The sequence below is a fragment of the Pseudomonas sp. SM4 genome, from assembly GCF_051913165.1.
GTDB lineage: Bacteria > Pseudomonadota > Gammaproteobacteria > Pseudomonadales > Pseudomonadaceae > Aquipseudomonas.
On record NZ_JBODOE010000003.1, the window covers coordinates 333,825 to 353,286 of the forward strand.

Annotated in this window: 18 protein-coding genes; 6 read left to right on the forward strand and 12 right to left on the reverse strand. The window is 60.4% G+C overall.

Annotated features, from left to right (window positions below; all coding sequences use genetic code 11):
- Nucleotides 1-190 precede the first annotated feature (190 nt).
- From ACQ4MY_RS07200 to ACQ4MY_RS07220, 5 genes are all read right to left on the reverse strand, one after another.
- Nucleotides 191-1,291, reverse strand: coding sequence for a DUF1513 domain-containing protein (locus ACQ4MY_RS07200; protein ID WP_440094554.1), 1,101 nt, complete (start codon nt 1,289-1,291; stop codon nt 191-193).
- Between the two features lie 14 nt (nt 1,292-1,305).
- A complete protein-coding gene (locus ACQ4MY_RS07205) occupies nt 1,306-2,370 on the reverse strand; it encodes an imelysin family protein (protein ID WP_400650546.1) in 1,065 nt (354 codons plus the stop codon).
- Nucleotides 2,371-2,398: 28 nt separating this feature from the next.
- Nucleotides 2,399-3,826 carry a di-heme oxidoreductase family protein gene (locus ACQ4MY_RS07210; protein ID WP_440094556.1) on the reverse strand — a complete coding sequence of 476 codons (1,428 nt, stop codon included), beginning with the start codon at nt 3,824-3,826 and terminating at the stop codon, nt 2,399-2,401.
- 262 nt (nt 3,827-4,088) lie between these two features.
- Nucleotides 4,089-5,435: an imelysin family protein gene (locus ACQ4MY_RS07215; protein ID WP_008085485.1), complete on the reverse strand. Its 1,347-nt coding sequence runs from the start codon at nt 5,433-5,435 to the stop codon at nt 4,089-4,091.
- A gap of 208 nt (nt 5,436-5,643) precedes the next feature.
- Nucleotides 5,644-7,695 (reverse strand): putative bifunctional diguanylate cyclase/phosphodiesterase, encoded by a 2,052-nt coding sequence (locus tag ACQ4MY_RS07220; RefSeq protein ID WP_158833764.1) that lies wholly within the window; start codon nt 7,693-7,695, stop codon nt 5,644-5,646.
- Between the two features lie 102 nt (nt 7,696-7,797).
- On the opposite strand from ACQ4MY_RS07220, the gene ACQ4MY_RS07225 reads away from it, so the two are divergent.
- The gene (locus tag ACQ4MY_RS07225; RefSeq protein WP_158833762.1) at nt 7,798-8,160 is read left to right on the forward strand and encodes a hypothetical protein; all 363 of its coding nucleotides are present in this window, start codon (nt 7,798-7,800) and stop codon (nt 8,158-8,160) included.
- Here the strand turns inward: ACQ4MY_RS07225 and ACQ4MY_RS07230 are convergent.
- The 3 genes from ACQ4MY_RS07230 to ACQ4MY_RS07240 all read right to left on the reverse strand — a co-directional run bounded on the left by ACQ4MY_RS07230 (nt 8,150) and on the right by ACQ4MY_RS07240 (nt 9,932).
- Nucleotides 8,150-8,746 carry a superoxide dismutase gene (locus tag ACQ4MY_RS07230; RefSeq protein ID WP_008085479.1) on the reverse strand — a complete coding sequence of 199 codons (597 nt, stop codon included), beginning with the start codon at nt 8,744-8,746 and terminating at the stop codon, nt 8,150-8,152. The two genes, ACQ4MY_RS07225 and ACQ4MY_RS07230, sit on opposite strands and share 11 nt — an antisense overlap.
- A gap of 176 nt (nt 8,747-8,922) precedes the next feature.
- Nucleotides 8,923-9,525 (reverse strand): LysE/ArgO family amino acid transporter, encoded by a 603-nt coding sequence (locus ACQ4MY_RS07235; RefSeq protein ID WP_008085477.1) that lies wholly within the window; start codon nt 9,523-9,525, stop codon nt 8,923-8,925.
- A 5-nt stretch (nt 9,526-9,530) separates the two neighbouring features.
- A complete protein-coding gene (locus ACQ4MY_RS07240; RefSeq protein ID WP_440094559.1) occupies nt 9,531-9,932 on the reverse strand; it encodes an ACT domain-containing protein in 402 nt (133 codons plus the stop codon).
- A 96-nt stretch (nt 9,933-10,028) separates the two neighbouring features.
- Here ACQ4MY_RS07240 and ACQ4MY_RS07245 point away from each other — a divergent pair, with 96 nt between their 5' ends.
- From ACQ4MY_RS07245 to ACQ4MY_RS07260, 4 genes are all read left to right on the forward strand, one after another.
- Nucleotides 10,029-10,922: a LysR family transcriptional regulator ArgP gene (locus ACQ4MY_RS07245; protein WP_440094560.1), complete on the forward strand. Its 894-nt coding sequence runs from the start codon at nt 10,029-10,031 to the stop codon at nt 10,920-10,922.
- 54 nt (nt 10,923-10,976) lie between these two features.
- Complete coding sequence (locus ACQ4MY_RS07250; RefSeq protein ID WP_008085474.1) at nt 10,977-11,969, forward strand: NAD-dependent epimerase/dehydratase family protein; 993 nt, start codon at nt 10,977-10,979, stop codon at nt 11,967-11,969.
- Nucleotides 11,970-12,085: 116 nt separating this feature from the next.
- The gene (locus ACQ4MY_RS07255) at nt 12,086-12,940 is read left to right on the forward strand and encodes an ATPase (protein WP_440094563.1); all 855 of its coding nucleotides are present in this window, start codon (nt 12,086-12,088) and stop codon (nt 12,938-12,940) included.
- A gap of 261 nt (nt 12,941-13,201) precedes the next feature.
- A complete protein-coding gene (locus ACQ4MY_RS07260; RefSeq protein ID WP_158833752.1) occupies nt 13,202-14,050 on the forward strand; it encodes a cache domain-containing protein in 849 nt (282 codons plus the stop codon).
- 83 nt (nt 14,051-14,133) lie between these two features.
- Here ACQ4MY_RS07260 and ACQ4MY_RS07265 read toward each other — a convergent pair whose 3' ends face one another.
- Both ACQ4MY_RS07265 and pobA read right to left on the reverse strand, forming a co-directional pair.
- Nucleotides 14,134-15,651 (reverse strand): MDR family MFS transporter, encoded by a 1,518-nt coding sequence (locus ACQ4MY_RS07265; RefSeq protein ID WP_440094565.1) that lies wholly within the window; start codon nt 15,649-15,651, stop codon nt 14,134-14,136.
- A 79-nt stretch (nt 15,652-15,730) separates the two neighbouring features.
- The gene (pobA, locus tag ACQ4MY_RS07270; RefSeq protein ID WP_440094566.1) at nt 15,731-16,924 is read right to left on the reverse strand and encodes a 4-hydroxybenzoate 3-monooxygenase; all 1,194 of its coding nucleotides are present in this window, start codon (nt 16,922-16,924) and stop codon (nt 15,731-15,733) included.
- A gap of 178 nt (nt 16,925-17,102) precedes the next feature.
- Here pobA and ACQ4MY_RS07275 point away from each other — a divergent pair, with 178 nt between their 5' ends.
- The gene (locus ACQ4MY_RS07275) at nt 17,103-17,987 is read left to right on the forward strand and encodes a helix-turn-helix domain-containing protein (protein WP_008085464.1); all 885 of its coding nucleotides are present in this window, start codon (nt 17,103-17,105) and stop codon (nt 17,985-17,987) included.
- Nucleotides 17,988-18,155: 168 nt separating this feature from the next.
- Here ACQ4MY_RS07275 and ACQ4MY_RS07280 read toward each other — a convergent pair whose 3' ends face one another.
- Together ACQ4MY_RS07280 and ACQ4MY_RS07285 are read right to left on the reverse strand one after the other, a co-directional pair.
- Nucleotides 18,156-18,332: a hypothetical protein gene (locus ACQ4MY_RS07280; protein ID WP_017340530.1), complete on the reverse strand. Its 177-nt coding sequence runs from the start codon at nt 18,330-18,332 to the stop codon at nt 18,156-18,158.
- A gap of 130 nt (nt 18,333-18,462) precedes the next feature.
- Nucleotides 18,463-19,368 (reverse strand): LysR family transcriptional regulator, encoded by a 906-nt coding sequence (locus ACQ4MY_RS07285; protein ID WP_440094567.1) that lies wholly within the window; start codon nt 19,366-19,368, stop codon nt 18,463-18,465.
- Between the last annotated feature and the right edge of the window lie 94 nt (nt 19,369-19,462).

Below are 19,462 nucleotides of genomic sequence, written 5' to 3' on the forward strand. Positions count from 1 at the left end.
CACATAATACAGTGAGGACGAATAGGCCCCCTGTGGTGAGGGGATTTATCCCCGACCGGCTGCGCAGCAGTCGCAAACCATCCGACACGGTACAACCGACAGACTGCGGTTGCAGGTTTTGGGCGGCTTCGCCACCCATCGGGGATAAATCCCCTCGCCACAGGGACGGCGTTAATTTTAACTATGGGTATCAGGCCATCAGGTGCAGATGGTTGTCCCAGAGCCCTGCCGGCAGTTCCAGCGGTTTGGCCAGCAGTTCATCCTGACGGCAATCGTAATAGCGGCAGCGGCCCTGACCGGAGGTCACGACAAAACCGTCCTGCACCGCACCCACACCTGCGCAATCCGGCAACGGTGCATCGAGGCGCACTTCGCCGCTGTCCAGGTCCCAGATAAAGAAGCGATTGCCGCGCGGCGCCGTCAGTGCGACCAGACGCAACTCACTGTGCACCGCAACACTGGCGGTGTAGTGCCCCATCGACTGCAACTGATGCTCCGGCACCGGGAACGCCACGAACGGCTGCCCCGGACGCTTGATCGCCAGCAGTTCCGAACGCTCGTGCGATGCGCCCATGAATTGCTGACCGGCAACGATGGTGCCGTCACTGGCAATGCCCAAATGGCGCACGCTGTTCATCTGCTGGGCGAGGGTTTCCTTGCTCAGCAACGTACCGTCGCGCTGCATCAGCACCAGACTCGGCTCCATGGCACTGAGGTTCATGTCGACGCGACTTTCCGCCTCGGTACGAATCCCGCCGTTGGCCACCACCAGCGTCTCGCCATCGGGCATCCATGACACCTGATGCGGGCCGAGGCCGTGGGTGGAAATCTCGCCGCTGTGTACCAGCCGCTCGCCTTCGAACTTGTACACACCGAGCAATCCACGGCCAGGGTCGGTGGTGTCGTTCTCGGTGGCGTACAGGTACTCGCCGTCCTTGTGCACCACGGCGTGGCCGTAGAAGTGCCGGTTCGGCTGCGAGGTCAGCGTCTGCAGCAACTTGCCGTCGCGCAGGTCGATCAGGTAACTCTCGGTGCCCGGACGCCGCGCGACGAACAGCGCAATCGGCTGCGTCGGGTGGTTGATGATGTCGTGGCAACGCTGGCCGACTTCGGTGGCGAACACGCGCGTGCCGTCCAGCCGATAACCGACGGCGTAGTGCTTGCCGTCGGTGTCATCGCGCGCCGACAGCAGCAGCGGGCTCTGATCCTTGCGTTTGAACAGCGTCCAGCCGCCCAGTGTCACTGCTCCCAGCAGCGTACTAGCTAAAGTCAGAGCCTGGCGTCGCAGCATGGCACTTGCCCTCATCAGTCACCGTCGTTGGCGTTGAAGCCCAGTTGGATGCCCAGCGCCTTGGCCAGTTCGCCTTCGTGCAGGCGATGGACGACGTTGAGGCTGTCGTAGATGTCGTTGAGTTGCTGACGACCGGCGTCGTCTTCGAGCATTTCGCCGAGCGAACGCTGGGTGCTGTCAAACAGTTTCAGCGAGGCAGCGTAAGCAGCGTCGATCTTGTCGGCCAACGGCTTTTGCTCAGCCGGCAACAGCCCGCGCAGGCCTTTGTTGTCGACGCCTTCCCACACGGTTTTGGCGGCGGCAAGGCTGGCTTCCAGCGCGGTCATCGACGACTGGCTGCGCCATGCATCGGCCTGGAACGGCTGTGGCACGCCCTTGCTCTGGCGGCCCATTGGCGTGCCGAGTTTTTTCTTCAGGGTGTCCAGCGCGGTGACTTGCACGCGCAGCAGATCGGCGATCGCTTCGTGGGAGTCGGCGTAACGCTGGTTAGGGAACTTGGTCATCTGCGCGAGCATGCCGTCGGTGTTGTTCCAGTTCTGCAGAATCTCTTCGGCCAGTTGCTTCTGACGTTCGCCGATGGCGATCAGCAGTGGGCAGTACTTGGCTTTCTGCTCGGCGTTGGCGACGTCAGGCTTGGCGTCGAACAGGATGTATTCGTAGGCCGACAGGCCCTGAACGACAACGCTCGATTTGGCCAGTGCGGCGGCATCGATCTGCGGCTGGGCGACAACCAGTTGCTCGACCTGACGACCGACAAGGTTCTTCTTGTCCGGCCAGAACTGTACTTGCCAGGCGCGGTTGCCCTCGGCCAGCGGGCCGATCAGCAGCGGTTGCAACTCGGCCCAGGCTTTCTGTGCGTGCAGGAAGTCGGCGCGGGCAGTCTCCAGGGTTTCTTTGCCCTGGCAGTAGGCGAGGGCGCTGACCGCCAGTTGCTTGTCGGCTTCGACCCAACGGGTGTAGGTCGGCAGGATCACCGATTTGGCGATGGCCGCCGAGGTGACCGCTTGCGGATCCTGCGGCGAGCAGGCGCCGAGGGCGAGCGCGGCAAGGCTGGTGAACAGTAGCTTGGGACGGAACATGTCGGGCTCCCGATTCTTTTATCAGTGTTTAAAGTGAGTTCAGAAACGCCAGCAGCGCGGCACGCTGCTCGGCATTGAAAGATAAAACCTGTTGCTGCGCCGCCGTCGCTTCGCCGCCGTGCCAGAGCACCGCTTCGAGCAGATTGCGCGCGCGACCGTCATGCAAAAACTGTGTGTGGCCGCTGACCGCTTGCGTCAGGCCAATCCCCCACAACGGCGGTGTGCGCCAGTCGCGGCCAGAGGCCTGGAACTCCGTGCGGTTGTCGGCCAGACCATCGCCCATGTCATGCAGCAGCAGATCGCTGTACGGGCGAATCACTTGATTGGCCAGTTCCGGTTCGGCGGCGTTGGCGGCGGTGGTGTATTTCGGGGTGTGGCACGAATCGCAACCGGCCTGGAAAAACAGGTTCTTGCCGGCGATGACCTCTGCATCGTTAACGCCGCGGCGTGCAGGCACGGCGAGGTTGCGGCTGTAGAACAGCACCAGACGCAGGATGTTATCGCTGACTTCTGGCTCGCCATCCGGGCCATTGCCGTTCGGCGCCTGTTTGCAGGCGGTTTGCGCGTCGGTGCAATCATCGAACGGTCTCAGGCTGGTCGTCAGGCCCATATCACCGGAAAACGCGTGAACATTCTGTTGATTGAGGTTCGGCTGCCCGGCTTTCCAGCCAAATTTGCCCATGACGGTTTTTTGCAACGCGTCATCCCAGACCTGGTTGGGCCGGCCATTGATGCCGTTTTTTTCTTTGGCCTGTGCGGCGGCGTTGGCGAGGATCGCTTCTTCAGGGATCGCTTCGAGCAGGCCGAGGCCGATCATCGGCGGCGCGACGCGTGCGGAAAAGCGCGTGTCCGGGTGCATCGGGCCGTAGCCGAGTTGAGTGATCTGCAATACCGGTTTGCGCAGTTCGACTTCGGTGCCGTCCTTGAACCGCACGGGCACCGGGGTGTAGTCGACGCGCACCTTACCTTCCGGGGCAACTCCCGGTACGGACATGTCCTGGAACTGGCCGCCGTAGACAGGCTCTGGCACCACGCCGACCTGCTCGATGAGCCGGGCATATTCCGGTGCGTCGGGAATAGACAACCGGACCAGCATCGACACCGCGTTGGGCGCGTCCGGCGTTGGCGGATGACCGCGACCGTCCTTGATGTGGCAGTTCTGGCAGGCGTTGGTGTTGAACAACGGGCCGAGGCCATCGCGCGCGGTGGTGGTCGACGGCGCGATCACCCACGGGCTGCGAAAGAAGCTGTTGCCGACACTGAAATCCACCCGCCGCGACGGTGGCAGATTCGCCGAGGGCAGGGAGAACGCATTCTGATCGGTCTTGCGCACGGTCGCCGCACCGCCGGAACGCGCTTCACCGGGCTCGGCCTTGGTGAAACGCGGGGCGTCATCGCAGGCACTCAGGCCCAGGGCCAGCAACAGTGCGGACAAGCGAAGAGGCAGCGAGGGCATCAGACATCCTGCGGACGGGCAAAATAAAGGCGCAAAGTCTAACAGGGCGAGGGGGTTTGAATAAGAGGAATTATCGTTTGCTTGATACAGTGCATATGCAAACTCCCATGTAGGAGCTGCCGAAGGCTGCGATCTTTTGATCTGTCTTTTTAAAAGCAAGGTCAAAAGATCGCAGCCTTCGGCAGCTCCTACATGGGGTCGTGTACGGCAGGGATGAAAAAGGCGACCCGAAGGTCGCCTTTTTTTGACGCGGACGCTGTGATCAGAACTCGTGATCAGCGTTGTCCGGGTTCAGGTCGCTGATGCCCAGTTTGCCGGCAGCGGCTTCGATCGAACCGGTCTGCTTGACCAGCGAGGCGATCGCGTCGCGAACGATCTGGTTGCCAGCGGTGTTGCCGGCAGCGATCAACTGGTCGTAGTGCTCACCCTTGTTGGCGTGATCGACCATGACCTGGATCTTCGCTTCTGTCGCAGCCAGATCGGCTTTCAGCGCGGTGTCGGCAGCCGGGTCAGCCTTGGCCACCAGCGACGACAGGCTGGCGCCGGTCATTTTGGTGCCGTCAACACGGGTGTACTCGCCCAGATAGACGTTACGAATGCCTTTGGCATCGTAGAAGTGCGAGTAGTGCGTGTTGTCGCTGAAGCAGTCCTGCTCGTCTTCAGGGGAGTTGGCTTCCAGGGAAACCTTCATGCGCTCGCCCGCCAGCTCGCCCAGGGACAGGCTGCCCATGCCGAAGAGCATTTTGCGCAGACCGGTTTCGCCCGGCTCGGCTTCCAGGGTGGCGCGGTAGTTGTCAGCCACGTTCGGCTTCCAGTTGCCGACCATTTCTTCCAGGTCGCTGACCAGCAGTTGGGTCACGGACTTCAGGTAGGCACGACGACGATCGTTGTGACCGCCAGTGGCGCCGGCGCCTTCCAGGTAGTCGGAGGCAGGACGGTTGCCAGCGCCAGGGCCGGTGCCGTTCAGATCCTGGCCCCACAGCAGGAATTCGATGGCGTGGTAGCCGGTGGCGACGTTGGCTTCGGAGCCGCCCAGCTCGTTGAGGCTGGCGAGTTTTTCCGGGGTGATGTCTTTGACGTCGACCTTGTCTTCGCCGACCTGAACTTCGGTGTTGGCGATGATGTTGGCGGTAGCGCCCGGGTTACCCAGTGCGTGCTCGTAGGACTTGTCGACGTAGTCGATCAGGCCTTCGTCCAGCGGCCAGGCGTTAACCTGACCTTCCCAATCGTCGATGATGGTGTTGCCGAAGCGGAACACTTCGCTCTGCAGGTACGGAACGCGCGCAGCAACCCAGGCAGCCTTGGCGGCTTTCAGGGTGTCGGCGTTCGGCTTGGCGAGGAACGCGTCGACGGCGGTTTGCAGGGTTTTCGCGGTGGATTCGGCATCGCTGTAAACCGCGAAGACCATGTCGGCGTAGTGCGCGACCACAGCCTTGGCGGCCGCTTCATCGACTTTACCGGCAGCGGCAGGCGCAGCCGCAGGAGCGGTGGTGCTGGCGGCTGGAGTCGGCGCGGCCGGAGCGGCGGCCTTGTCTTTGCCTTCGCCGCAACCGGCGAGGGAAATAGCGATGGCCAGCAGACTGGCGGTAGCCAGAGGCATACGAATCATGGCGAACATCCTGCTTCGGTGGTTTATAGGACAGGCGCGGGGGTGCGCAAAACTGCGACATAATGCAAATCTTTCGCATTATGTGTAAAGGGTTGTGGCTGGAAATATTTCTTATTTACGTAGATCAAAAGATCGCAGCCTTCGGCAGCTCCTACAGGGGAACGCATTGCAAATGTAGGAGCTGCCGCAGGCTGCGATCTTTTGACTTTTAAAGAATGGCCGCGTTACTGCGTTGCGCCTGCTTGAGGTAGGCACTCAACTCACGCGCCGGCAACGGCTTGCTGTAGTGGTAACCCTGACCTTCGTGGCAGCCTTCGGAGATGATGTAGCTTTCCTGCTCGGCCGTCTCCACGCCCTCGGCAATCACCTGCATGCCAAGGCTTTTGCCCAACTGAATGATCGCGCGAACGATGGTCGCATCGTCGTCGTCATCGAGCAGGTCCTGCACGAAGCTCTTGTCGATCTTGATCTTGTCCAGCGGCAGGCTTTTCAGATAGCTCAGCGATGAGTAGCCGGTGCCGAAGTCGTCGATGGCGATCAGTGCACCGGAGCGACGCAGGCTCAGCAGGTGCTGGGCTGCGGTGCTGATGTCTTCCATCAGGCCGGTTTCGGTGACTTCCAGTTCCAGACTGCGCGGCGGCAGGCGGTACATCTGCAGCAGGTTATTGACCACCCGTGGCAGCTCGGCGTGGTGCAACTGCACGGTGGAAAGATTCACCGCCATGCGCAGATCGGCGAAACCCTGATCGTGCCATTCGCGCAATTGCTTGCAGGCCTGATCCAGCACCCACTCGCCAATCGCGATGATCGTGCCGTTCTGTTCCGCCAGCGGAATGAACAAGTCCGGCGGCACCAGGCCGTGTTCCGGATGCTGCCAGCGAATCAGCGCTTCGACGCCGACCACGCGGTGATCGCGATAGCTGATCTGCGGTTGATAAACGAGGTAGAACTGATCGCGCAGCAAGGCATCGCGCAGGTCTTTCTCCAGTTCGCGGCGACGGCGCATCTCGCTGTCGACGCTGGCGATGTAGAACTGATAGCGGTTGCGCGAGCGGGTCTTGGCCAGGGTCATGGTCTGCTCGGCCTTCTGCAACAGCTTTTCGGTGCTGTCGCCGTCCTCCGGAAACAGAGTGATGCCGATGGTTGCGCGCAGACGGATTTCCTGATCGCCGAGAGCGAACGGCGCCTCGAGGTCATCGAGAATGCTTTGCGCCAGTTCCGCTGCTTCGTAAGGCTGTTCGATATCCGCCTGGACCAGCGCGAACTGATCGCCACCCAAACGGGCGAGGGCGCCGAGGCGGCCGCTGTGGGCGCGCAGGCGATCAGCCAGTGCCAGCAACAGTTGGTCGCCGGTCTGGTAGCTGAATTGTTCGTTGATGCCTTTGAAATCGTCCAGCCCTACACACAACACCGCGACCCGGCGTTGCAGCTTGCCGGCGTCGACCAGAATCTTGTCCAGTTGCTGCTGCAATTGCTGGCGGTTTGGCAGGCCGGTGAGGAAGTCGTACTGGGCCATGCGCAGCAGGCTGTTTTCTGCTTCGTGGCGCAGATGGGTGTTGCGTTCGATCGATTCGAGTAACTGGTTGGCGGTGTTGATCCAGATCCCCAGTTCGTTTTTCTCGTGGCCCTTGAGCTGCGGAATCTTGTGCTCGCTGGGACGGTCGGGGTTGATCTCGGTGAGGTGCTCGATGATCCGCGACAGCGGTTTGGTCAGCAGCCAGTGATAGACCAGATACAGCACCAGGCCCATGGCCAGTGCGCGCAACACGCCGGAAATGAAAATGATCACCGAACTGACGATAAACCCTTCGCCATAGGTGGCGGTGTCGAGGGTGATGCTCAAGTCGCCGTAATACTCGCTGTACGGACCGCGCCCCACCAGCTGCGTGGTGAAGGTGCGTTCCTGGCCGAGGATCAGGTCGGTCAGCCAGCGGCTGTTGGAATGCTGCAACTCGCGGGATTTTTGCGCGAGCATGGCTTCGTTGGGATGGCCAATGGAGGCCTGGCGCACGGCGTCGTCCTGGAACAGGCCTTCGATCACCTGCATGCCCATCTCCCGATCAAGGCTATAAACCGCCTGGGTCGAGGGGTCGCGGAACATGTCGAGGATGCGTTCGGCGTCGCCGGCAACCGCCTGACGCGTTTTGTAGGCATCGAAAACAATCTGCGCGCAGCTCAAGACTACGCCGACGATCAATGCCGACAGGAGCACGACCCGGAGCAACTTCACCGACAAGCTGTTCTTGAGTTCCAGCTTCAAAGGGTTATTCCTTAATCCGTGCGGGTAGCGTCAAGTTGCCATGAGTATTGGCAATCCCGTGTTGGCAGTCAAAGGGACAATCAGGCCGAGGATAATTAGCCTGTGGCGTTGGCCGAAATGCTGCTGTCTGGAGTATTAGCCCTAATCTGTACTATGTCGGTAGTTTCGACCCTCAACTTGAGCGCTTCGCAGCATTTTTTCCGCTGTTTTGATGTTAGCCCTCTGTACGGCGGCAGCAAGCCAAGGCAGTGGGAAAAAACCGAGCCCAATTTAGGAGCTGCCGAAGGCTGCGATCTTTTGATCTTCGGCGTACCTGAATACGCCAAAGATCGCAGCCTTCGGCAGCTCCTACAGGAAGTCAAAAGCGTTGAGTGTTCGCAGGTTTCGGCCGTGCGTATGAATCACAGGCATAAAAAAACCCGGCCGAAGCCGGGTTTTTTGACTGGCGCGCAGCTTAAGCGGTGAAGGTTTTGCCTTCGAACTGCTCAGCAACGAACTTCCAGTTGACCAGGTTCCAGAACGCTTCGACATACTTCGGACGAACGTTGCGGTAGTCGATGTAGTAAGCGTGTTCCCAGACGTCGCAGGTCAGCAGCGGGGTGTCGCCGCTGGTCAGCGGGTTGCCGGCGCCGATGGTGCTGGCCAGGGCCAGGGAACCGTCAGCCTTTTTCACCAGCCAGCCCCAGCCGGAACCGAAGGTGCCGATCGAGGTTTTGCTGAACTCTTCCTTGAACTTGTCGAACGAACCGAACGAAGCGTTGATGGCTTCAGCCAGCGCGCCGGTAGGTTGACCGCCGGCGTTTGGCGCCAGGCAGTTCCAGTAGAAAGTGTGGTTCCAGACCTGAGCGGCGTTGTTGAAGATACCGCCCGAGGAAGTCTTGACGATTTCTTCCAGGGTCTTGCCTTCGAACTCGGTGCCTGGCACCAGGTTGTTCAGGTTCACGACATAGGTGTTGTGGTGCTTGTCGTGGTGGTATTCCAGGGTTTCCTTGGAAATGTGCGGCTGCAGGGCATCGTGTGCGTAAGGCAGCGGCGGCAATTCGAAAGCCATGATGATTCTCCTAATCAGGTCTGTTGCGGTGAGCGCAAGGCCGATCACGGGCGGCCAGAAATGCACCGGCGAGTTTTTACTCTTTGCGGCGCAGGGTTCGGATCATAGCACCGGGGTTGCGGCTTAACCACGCAACAACTGTGTGGGATAGAGGTTCCAGAGCTGTTTGGAATAAATCACGACGCCAATATCAGTTGTCCGGCGACCGTGAACATCATCAACGCCACCACCAGATCGAGAATCCGCCAGGTGCTCGGCCGGGCCAACCATGGCGCCAGCCATGCCGCGCCTAGCGCAAGGGTAAAAAACCACAACAGCGAAGCACTCGCCGCGCCGACCACATAAGCTCCCGGCACCGATTGCTGCGCACCGAGAGAACCGATCAGCAGCACCGTATCCAGATAAACGTGCGGGTTGAGTAACGTCACGGCCAAAGCGCTGAGCATTACCGCACGCAATGAACGCACTGTCTGGTTTTCACCCTGATCCAGGCTCTGTTTCGAACAGGCCCGACGCAGCGCCTGGCTGCCGTACCAGATCAAAAACGTCGCGCCGCCCCAACGGGCAATCGCCAGCAATGTCGGGTTCTGCGCCAGAACCGTCGCCAGGCCGAATACCCCGGCCGCAACCAACAGCGCATCACAGACCACGCACAATGCCGCCACCGGCAGGTGATGTTCACGGCGCAGGCTTTGCGCCAATACAAAGGCGTTCTGCGTACCGATCGCCATGATTAGCCCCAACGCCACCAGCAAGCCGTTCACATAGCTTTGCCACATAACCATTACTCCGCGTTGGCTGCGAGATCGCGCAGCACTTGCATGGCGCGTTCGGCGTCGGCCTGACCGACGAACAAATGGTCGTGGTAGTAACCGGCGATCACGTTGCAGCTAATTCCGGCCTTGCCCAATGCCGTGGCAAATGCGGCGGTAAGGCCGACGGCTTCCAGCGCCGAATGCACGTTGAGGGTGATCCACGCGGCGACGTAGTCGAAGCTGAAACCGGCCTGTTCAGCGCGGGAACGTTCGACAATCACCGTCAGGCCTTCCTGTTCGCGGAAGCTGCCGACGATCTCCAGGCCATTGGGCATCTGGCCGTCACGCAGGGTGCAGAACACGTATTCGCCGGCGTTGAGTTGCGGGCTCATGCTGCGCAACAGGGTTGTGAGTGAAGTTTCGCCAGCCATTGAAATGTTCCTTGGTAAAGAGTGCTTGCTGGCTATTCTCCGGGCGAAACCTGTATAAGAAAAACCAATAGTGCTGATCGCTCATTAGGAAAACTGATGTTCGACTACAAATTGCTTTCCGCTTTGGCTGCCGTGGTTGAGCAGGCCGGATTCGAACGGGCCGCGCAGGTGTTGGGCTTGTCACAGTCGGCGATCTCCCAGCGGATCAAACTGCTTGAGGCGCGGGTCGGCCAACCGGTGCTGGTGCGCGGCACACCGCCGTCGCCCACCGAGATTGGCCGGCGGCTGCTCAACCATGTGCAACAGGTGCGTTTGCTTGAGCGCGACTTGCAGACCCTCGTGCCGGCATTGGACGAAGAGGGCCTGCCCGAGCGCCTGCGCATCGCGCTGAACGCCGACAGCCTCGCGACATGGTGGGCGCAGGCGGTGGGGGATTTCTGCGCCGAGCAGCATTTGTTGCTGGACCTGATCGTCGAAGACCAGACCGTCGGCCTCAAGCGCATGCGCGCCGGTGAGGTCGCCGCGTGCCTGTGCGCCAGTGAACGGCCGGTGGCCGGCGCACGCAGCGTGTTGCTCGGTGCGATGCGCTATCGCGCGCTGGCCAGCCCGGCGTTCATCGAACGGCATTTCCCTGATGGCGTGCGCGCCGAACAACTGCCGCGCACGCCGGCGCTGGTGTTCGGCCCGGACGATTTCCTGCAGCACCGCTACCTGGCGTCGTTGGGCGTCGATGGTGGCTTCGAGCACCATTTGTGCCCGTCCTCGGAAGGTTTTATCCGCTTGACCGAGGCCGGACTGGGCTGGGGCCTGGTGCCGGAACTGCAAGTGCGCGAGCAGTTGCAACGCGGCGAATTGCGCGAACTGTTGCCAGATAAACCGATCGACGTGCCGTTGTACTGGCATCATTGGCGCAATGGCGGTCAGCTGCTGGGGTTGCTGACCGAGCAATTGGTGCGTTCATCCGCGCAATGGTTGGTGCCGTTGGACTGACGGCCAGCGTCAAGACACACGAATCAGGCAAAACGAAAGACATCGGAGCTTTACATGAAAATTCTGGTCACCGGCGCAAGCGGCTTCATTGGCGGGCGCTTTGCGCGTTTCGCCCTGGAGCAGGGCCTGGACGTGCGGGTCAACGGTCGCCGGGCCGAGAGCGTCGAGCATCTGGTACGCCGTGGCGCCGAATTTGTGCCCGGCGATCTGACCGATCCTGATCTGGTGCGCGAGCTGTGCTCCGACGTAGAAGCCGTGGTGCATTGCGCTGGCGCCGTCGGACTGTGGGGCCGTTATCAGGACTTTCATCAGGGCAACGTGCAGGTCACCGAAAACGTCGTCGAAGCCTGCCTCAAGCAACGCGTCCGCCGTTTGGTACACCTGTCTTCGCCGTCGATTTATTTCGATGGCCGCGATCACCTGGGCCTGACCGAAGAGCAAGTGCCCAAACGTTTCAAGCATCACTACGCCGCGACCAAATACCTGGCTGAGCAAAAAGTCTTCGGCGCCCAGGAGTTCGGTCTGGAAACCATCGCCCTGCGTCCGCGCTTCGTCACCGGCGCCGGCGACATGAGCATCTTCCCGCGCCTGCTGAACATGCAGCGCAAGGGCCGGCTGGCGATCATCGGCAATGGTCTGAACAAGGTCGATTTCACCAGCGTGCAGAACCTCAACGAAGCCATGCTCAGCAGTCTGCTGGCCGCCGGCTCCGCGTTGGGCAAGGCTTACAACATCAGCAACGGTGCGCCAGTGCCGTTGTGGGATGTGGTCAATTACGTGATGCGCAGGATGGAAGTCCCACAGGTCACCCAGTACCGGTCCTACGGGCTGGCCTACAGTGTCGCCGCGTTGAATGAAGGCGCTTGCAAACTCTGGCCGGGGCGTCCGGAGCCGACGCTGTCGCGGCTGGGCATGCAAGTCATGAAGAAAAATTTCACCCTCGACATCAGTCGCGCCCGGCATTATCTGGACTACGATCCGAAAGTCAGCCTATGGTCGGCGCTGGATGAGTTCTGCGCGTGGTGGAAAGCTCAGGACATTCGTTGAAACGATTCGGCCCGGCGGCAATGAACCGCACCGCCCGTTGGGGGTCAATCCCTGCGGCTGCGGCGGTTATACTTCGCAGCATTTAGCCATCACCGCGTTTCACAAAGGTTGCCTCAATGTCCATGCGTAATGATGCCCACGACGATTTCGACGATGTCCCGAGCCTGCGTGCCGACACCTTCGACGACGATGACATTCCGACCACTGCGCGCACCTCCGTGCACTCGCGCACGCCACCGGTGGTCCAGGTCAAAGCCGCGAGCACCGGGCCGCTGTGGGCATTGGTCGGCGCGTTGTTCTTTGCCTTCATCGGCTTGGCCTGGTGGAGTTTCCAGCAGATTTCTCTGATGGAACAGCAACTGGTCGCGACCCAGGAAAGCTTTGCGCGCATCAGTGAAGAAGCGGCGGGGCGCCTGCAGGACATTTCCGGCAAGGTCGTGGCCAGCCAGAGCAACGTCACCAGTGACAGCGAAGCCCTGAAGCTGCAGATCAAACAGCTTGAAGGCAAGCTGCTCGATCAGAGCAAACAGCAGCAGGGCGTCGCCGGTCAGGCCAGCGATCTCGATAAGCGCCTGGCGCAGATGACCGCGCAAACGACCGAACAACAGAACGCCAGCACCCAGTTGCAAGCGCAGGTCAAAGCCTTGAGTGCGGAGCTGGCGACGGTGAAAAGCACCCCGGCCGACACCAGCAAGGTCGATGCGCAGTTGAAGTCCTTCGATGCGCAGTTCAAGAGCCTTGGCGCCGATATTGCCGCGTTGAAAAAACAAGGCAATCCGAGCGCGGCGATTGATCGTCTGGAACAGGACATCGTCGTCCTGAAAAGTCAGCAGGACAACCGCCCGGCAGCCCCGCAGGGTGGCGGCAATACGGCTGAGTTCGACGCGTTCCGTGGGCAGATGACGCGCAACATCAACACCTTGCAGGCGCAGATCCAGAACTTGCAGCAGCAAATAAATTCCCGGCCATAACTCAGATCACTTAATGCGGGGAGCCTTTGTGGTGAGGGGATTCATCCCCGATGGAGTGCGGAGCGCTCCCCTGCATTTCTCCAGCAATACCGATTGCTCAGTTTTTGGGGCTGCTTCGCAACCCATCGGGGATGAATCCCCTCACCACAGAAATCTCCTTTGTCACAGGAAGATGCGGCAATCTCCCGATTCATCTTCAACCTCCGTCTAACGCCAACCCGTCTACGCTCTTGAAACACCAACAGGAACGAGGGATGCGTCATGGGGTTTGTGCATAAATTCGCCTGGCTCTGTTTGCTGTTACTGGCCGGATTCGGCCAGGCCAGCGCCGCGACCGCCGCAAAAGATGACAGCCAGGCCGCCATCGCCTTGCTGGAAAAAGCGCTGGCCTACTACCACGACAACGGCGACAAGGCCTTCGCCGCGTTCAGCCGCCAGGGCGAGTTCGTCGACAAGGATCGTTATGTATTCGTGGTCGACACCAAGGGCGTGATGCTTGCCAGCGGCGGGCCGTCTTCAGCGCTGATCGGCCGTGACGTCAGTGAAGTGCTCGGGCCCGATCTGCAAAAGGCCTTCAAGGAGGCGTTGCGGGTGCCGGAAGGCAACGGCATTCAGCAAGCCGAATACCGCTGGCAGAACCAGGCGGATGGCAAGGTCGAGCGCAAGCATGTGTTCTACCAACGCATCGGGCAGCGGATTCTGGCGGTCGGTTATTACCTGCCGCGCGCCTCGGCCGAGCAGGCCAAGGCCCTGCTGGACAAAGCCGCGACCGATCTGAGCAAGGATGAGAAGGGCACGCTGACGGCGATCAACTCGCTCAAGGGCGGGTATTTGCAGGATGACTTGTATGTGTTCGTGGTCGATCTGAACACGCAGCGCTATGTCGCGCATGGCACCAATTTGCGGCTGGTTAATACCGACTTTGGCAAGGTCAAGGATCCGGAGGGCAAACCGGTCGGCGAGCCGATTCTGGCGCTGATCGGCAAGCAGGATGACGGCGAGTATGAGTACCGCTGGAAGAACCCGGTCACCGGCAAGGTCGAGGATAAACATGCCTACCTGAAGAAGGCCGGGCATTTTCTGGTCGCGGTCGGTTATTACAGCCCTTGAAGATCAAAAGATCGCAGCCTGCGGCAGCTCCTACAGGGGAATAGTCATGTAGGAACTGCCGCAGGCTGCGATCTTTTGCTGTTTTATTTGGCGCCGTGCTCACGCCCGCGCAGCAGGCTGTTAGGCATCGCAATCGCCGCCGCGAGCCCGAGCAAAGACACCGCCGCACTCACGCACAGCAAATGGCGGAATGTCACCAGCAACTCGGCGCGCAAGGCATTTTGTGCATCCCCCGGTGCTGCGTTCAAACCATCAAGCAAGACGTTGCCCGAATGCCCCTCGCTCATCAGCGAACTGCTCGCCAAATGGGCGAAACTTGAATCCTGCAACAGCGCCAGCAGCAGCGCCGACATCAACGCCACACCCACCGCGCCGCCCAGTGAACGGAACAGGTTGGTGGTGCTGGTGGCCACGCCGATGTCGCGTTGCTCCACCGAGTTCTGCGTGCCGACCAGCGAGGTCGGGAACTGCATGCCGCTGGAAATGCCGCAGAGCAACATGAACAAGCCGCTGATCAAAGTCGCCTCGGGTGGACTGAATGCCATGCCGAGAATCGAGATCGGCATCAGCAGCGCGCCGGTCAGAATCTGCGGTTTGTAGCGCCCGGTGATCGACGTGCGACGCCCGGCGAAATAGGCACCGATCGGCAGGCCCATGGCCAGCGGCAGCAAGTGCAACGCCGCGCTGTCGGCGCCGGCACCGGTGACGGTCTGAAAGCGCAACGGCATCAACACGATCAACGAAATCGCCTGGAAACTGGTGAAGAAGATCGTGCACCAGCACAGCAAGGCATTGCGGTTGGCGAACAGGTGCATCGGTAGCAACGGTTCACGCGCACGGCGCTCGTGCCAGACAAATACCGCCAAAACCACCACCGCACACGCGAACAAGCCAAGCACTTCGCCGCTGCGCCACGAATGACCCTGGCCGACCTGAGTAATGCCCAGCAGTAGTGCCGTCAGGCCAATGATCATCAGCAGGGTGCCGAGATAATCGATGACCGGTTTGCGCTGCGGAATCGGCAGGCCGCGCAAGTTGCGTCGCGCCACCCAGTAAGCGCCGAGGCCCAGCGGCAGGTTGATCAGAAACACCCAGCGCCACGACAGGTATTCGGTCATGTAACCACCGAGCACCGGCCCGGCGACGCTAGCCACCGCGTACATGCTGCTGAAGTAACCCTGATAGCGCCCGCGTTCACGCGGCGGCACGATGTCGCCGATGATCGCCTGACTCACCGAAATCATCCCGCCGGCGCCAATGCCTTGAAGAATCCGCGCCAGCACCAGTTGCTCCATGCTTTGCGCCATGCCGCAGAACAGCGAAGCGAGGGTGAACAGGCCCATGCCGAACAGCATCAGTTTGCGCCGCCCGTACAAGTCGCCGAGCTTGCCGTAGATCGGCACGGCCACGGTCATCGCCACCATGTACCCGGAAATCACCCAGGCCAGCAGGCTGACGTCCTTGAACTGAGCAGAAATGGCCGGCATCGACACGGCGACGATGGTCTGATCCAGCGCACCAAGAAAGATCGCCATCATCAGCGCGACCAGCACGCTGCGAATGGCCGGTTTGGGCGTTTCGGGGTGATTGAGATTGGTCACGGGCAAAACCTGCGGGCAGTGAGAGTCCCGCAGATCGTCAGGCGAGCGGGGATGCTCGTCAGTGTAAGTCGGTAGCAGGCTATTCGATAGCCTCATAAGGAAGTCCGACGTAATTTTCTGCAATGGTTTTTCGGCCCGCTTCTGAACTGACAAAGTAGTCCAGTTCCGAGGCACTGATGCGCTGGCTGAACGCATCGTGATCGTCGAAGCGGTGCAGCATCGAGGTCATCCACCAGGAAAACCGTTCGGCTTTCCACACGCGGCGCAGGCAGATCTCCGAGTATTTATCCAACAGCTCGGTGCGACCGTCGCGGTAAACCTTCAGCAGAATATTGAACAAGGTGCTGACGTCGCTTGCCGCCAGATTAAGGCCTTTGGCGCCAGTCGGCGGGACGATGTGCGCCGCGTCACCGACGAGGAACATCCGCCCGTACTGCATCGGCTCGACGACAAAACTGCGCAGCGGCGCGATGCTTTTTTCGATGGACGGGCCGGTGACCAGTTGCTCGGCCAGCGACTCAGGCAAACGACGTTTCAACTCATCCCAGAAGCGTTGATCGCTCCAGTCATCGACGTTTTCCTCAGCCGGCACTTGCAGGTAATAGCGGGTGCGCGTTGCCGACCGCATGCTGCACAAGGCAAACCCGCGCTCGTGGCGGGCGTAGACCAGTTCCTCATGCACCGGCGGCGTGTCGGCAAGAATGCCCAGCCAGCCGAACGGATAAACCCGTTCGAACACCTTCAGGCAATCATCAGGAATCGACTGCCGCGCGACCCCGTGGAAACCGTCGCAACCGGCGATGTAGTCGCAATCGACGCGCCAGGTTTCGCCGTCCTTTTCGAAGGTGACAAAAGCTTCGTCGCTTTTCATGCCGTGGGGAACGACATTGCTCGCTTGATAAATTGTCGACGCGCCGGCCTCCCGACGAGCGGCCATCAGGTCGCGGGTGACTTCGGTCTGGCCGTAGATCATCACGCTCTTGCCGCCGGTCAGCGCATGCAAATCGATGTGTACTTGTTGCCCGTTGAGGGCCAGATCGAAACCGTGGTGAACCAGACCTTCAGCGTCCATCCGCTGACTCACCCCGGCCTGACGCAACAGCTCTACCATGCCTTGTTCAAGCACGCCGGCGCGGATACGCCCGAGCACATAGTCGGGGGCCTGACGTTCGACAATGAGAGTGTCGATGCCGGCGTTGTGCAGCAACTGACCGAGGAGCAAACCGGACGGACCGGCGCCGATGATGGCGACTTGGGTTTTCAGCGTTTTCATTGTTTTTATAACTCGCAAGCTTCACGCGGCAATCGCCGCTGAATGATTTTTATGGATCGAGTGCTTGCATTTTTCCCTTGCGGGTCTGTCAATTGAAGGTGAAAACTGAGCCGATACCTGTACATTCTGCCAATCGGTGCGATTATCGCCCGCAAACCCCGAGGCCTGGATTGAAGTGATGAACAAGCCTGACCTGCCTTCGATTCCGGTGTTCAAGCTCTACGGTGAAAGCCTGGACTGGCCAACCCCTGACTTGCTGCACTGTGAAACCATTTCCTCCCGCAGCCGCGAACATCAGTGGGAAATCAAACCCCACCGCCACGCCGATTTGTGCCAATTACTCTTCGTTTTCAAAGGTCAGGCAGAGCTTGAAATCGAAGGGCAACGCACGCAGCTCAAGACACCCGCCATTCAAGTCCTGCCACCGCTGTCGGTGCACGGCTTTCGTTTTTCCGAGGACGTTGAAGGATTCATCGTCACCCTCGCCACACCGCTGATCAACCATTTGCAGGCGCAACTGGGCGACGCGGTGCACGCACTTGCCCAAACCGAAAGTTACCCGGCAGGCGCGGACGGCGAATACCTGAACAGTCTGTTTTGTGCGTTGCAGGCCGAATACAACGGTCATCAACCGGCGCGGGAAATGCTCATGCATGCGCTGGTCAGCGTGATCATGGTCTGGGTCAGTCGCCAGGCGATTGTTCGGCATAACGCCAGCCAGCGGCCGCAGCGTCAGCGCGAATACCTCAACGGTTTCATTCAACTGGTGGAGGAGACTTATCGCCAGCACGTGAAGGTCGAGGACCTGGCGCATCGATTGGGGATTTCGGTATCGCACCTCAACGGCACGTGCCGAGAGCTGGCGGGGCAACCGGCGTTGCAGATCATGCACGAACGCCAGTTGCTGGAAGCCAAGCGCCTGCTGACGTACACCAGCATGACCATTTACGAGATGTCGGAATTGCTCGGTTTTTCCGATCCGACCAACTTCACGCGGCTGTTCCGGCGCAGGGTCGGGATCTCACCAAAAGCCTTCCGCGATCGCCTGAAGGCCGAACAGTAACCTCAACGCCGCTGCAAAAAATGTGGGAGCTGGCTTGCCAGCGATAGCGGTGGTTCAGTCACCTTAAGTGCTGAATGTCAGACCGCAATCGCTGGCAAGCCAGCTCCCACAGGTTTTGTGTCAGCCTCAGCCTCAGCCTCAGCCTCAGCCTCAGCCTCAGCCTCAGCCTCAGCGCAGGGCATTCAGCGTGGCATTGTGCGGAATGCAGCGCTCGAAATTGCAGCTCGCGTATTCGCGCGGCAGCTGTCGCAGTTGCTCGACCCGCCAGGCAGCGGTGCCGTACAGCGCCAGCGTGGCGGCGCAGGTGATGAAAATCGCGAGATACCTTCTTGTTTTGATGTTCATGGCGTTCACCTCTGAACGAAATACCCTGCGGTATTACTTTCAGCATAGAACAAGATCAAAAGATCGCAGCCTGCGGCAGCTCCTACATGGATCCGTGTAGGAGCTGCCGCAGGCTGCGATCTTTTGACTTTTAAAATCCCACATCCCACGCCGGGGTCTCGGGAAACCGCTGCACCAGAAAATCCAGCAGGCTGCGCAGCGCCGCCGGCATGTGTTTGCGTGAGGCGTACACCGCGTAGATGTTCAGTTGCCGTGGTTCCGCTGCGGGCAGCAGGCGCACCAGTTCACCGCTGTGGATATGCACGCCGGCCTGGTACGTCGGCAGCATCGCCACGCCCGCGCCGGCCAGGGTCGCGCGCAGCAGAGTGCTCGCTTCGTTGGCGCTGATATTGCCCTGCACCGGCACGGACACCGGCTCGCCGTCTTCCTCGAAATGCCACAGGCTCTTGCCGAAATACGAGTGCGTCAGGCAGTTATGCCGGCACAATTCCTCGACCCGTTGTGGCGCCGGGTGTTCTTGCAGATACGCCGGTGCTGCACACACCACCGAGCGGCACACCGTCAGGCGCCGGGCGATCAGGTTCGGATCGAGATCATTGCTGGTACGAATCGCCAGGTCGATCCGTTCATCCACCAGGTTCACCGTGCGATCGAGCATTTGCAGATCAATGCTCACCCCCGGATAGCGTTTGACATACGCAGCCACCGCGTCGGCCAGTTGCGCCTGGCCGAACGACGTGCTGACGCTGATTCGCAGCAGCCCGCGCGGTGCGTCGTCGGGTTCGCTGACGGCGGCCTGCATGTCGTTCGACAGTTCGATCATCTGCCGACAGCGCGGGAGGATTTCACTGCCGGCGGCGGTCAGGCTCAACTTGCGTGTGGTGCGGTGCATCAGGCGCGCGCCGACCCAGTCTTCCAGCTCCGCCAGATAACGTGAAACCACCGGACGTGAGAGGTCCAGTTGGTCGGCGGCGGCCGACTGACTGCCCAGGTCCACCACGGTGACAAACACTCGCATTGCTTGGAGACGATCCATGATTTGCCCGCTTTCAGAAACAAACTATGTTCAAGCATCGCATTTTTTGTACTGAGTCAGGCAACTAAGCTGTGTTCCATCGCCAAGCAAGGCA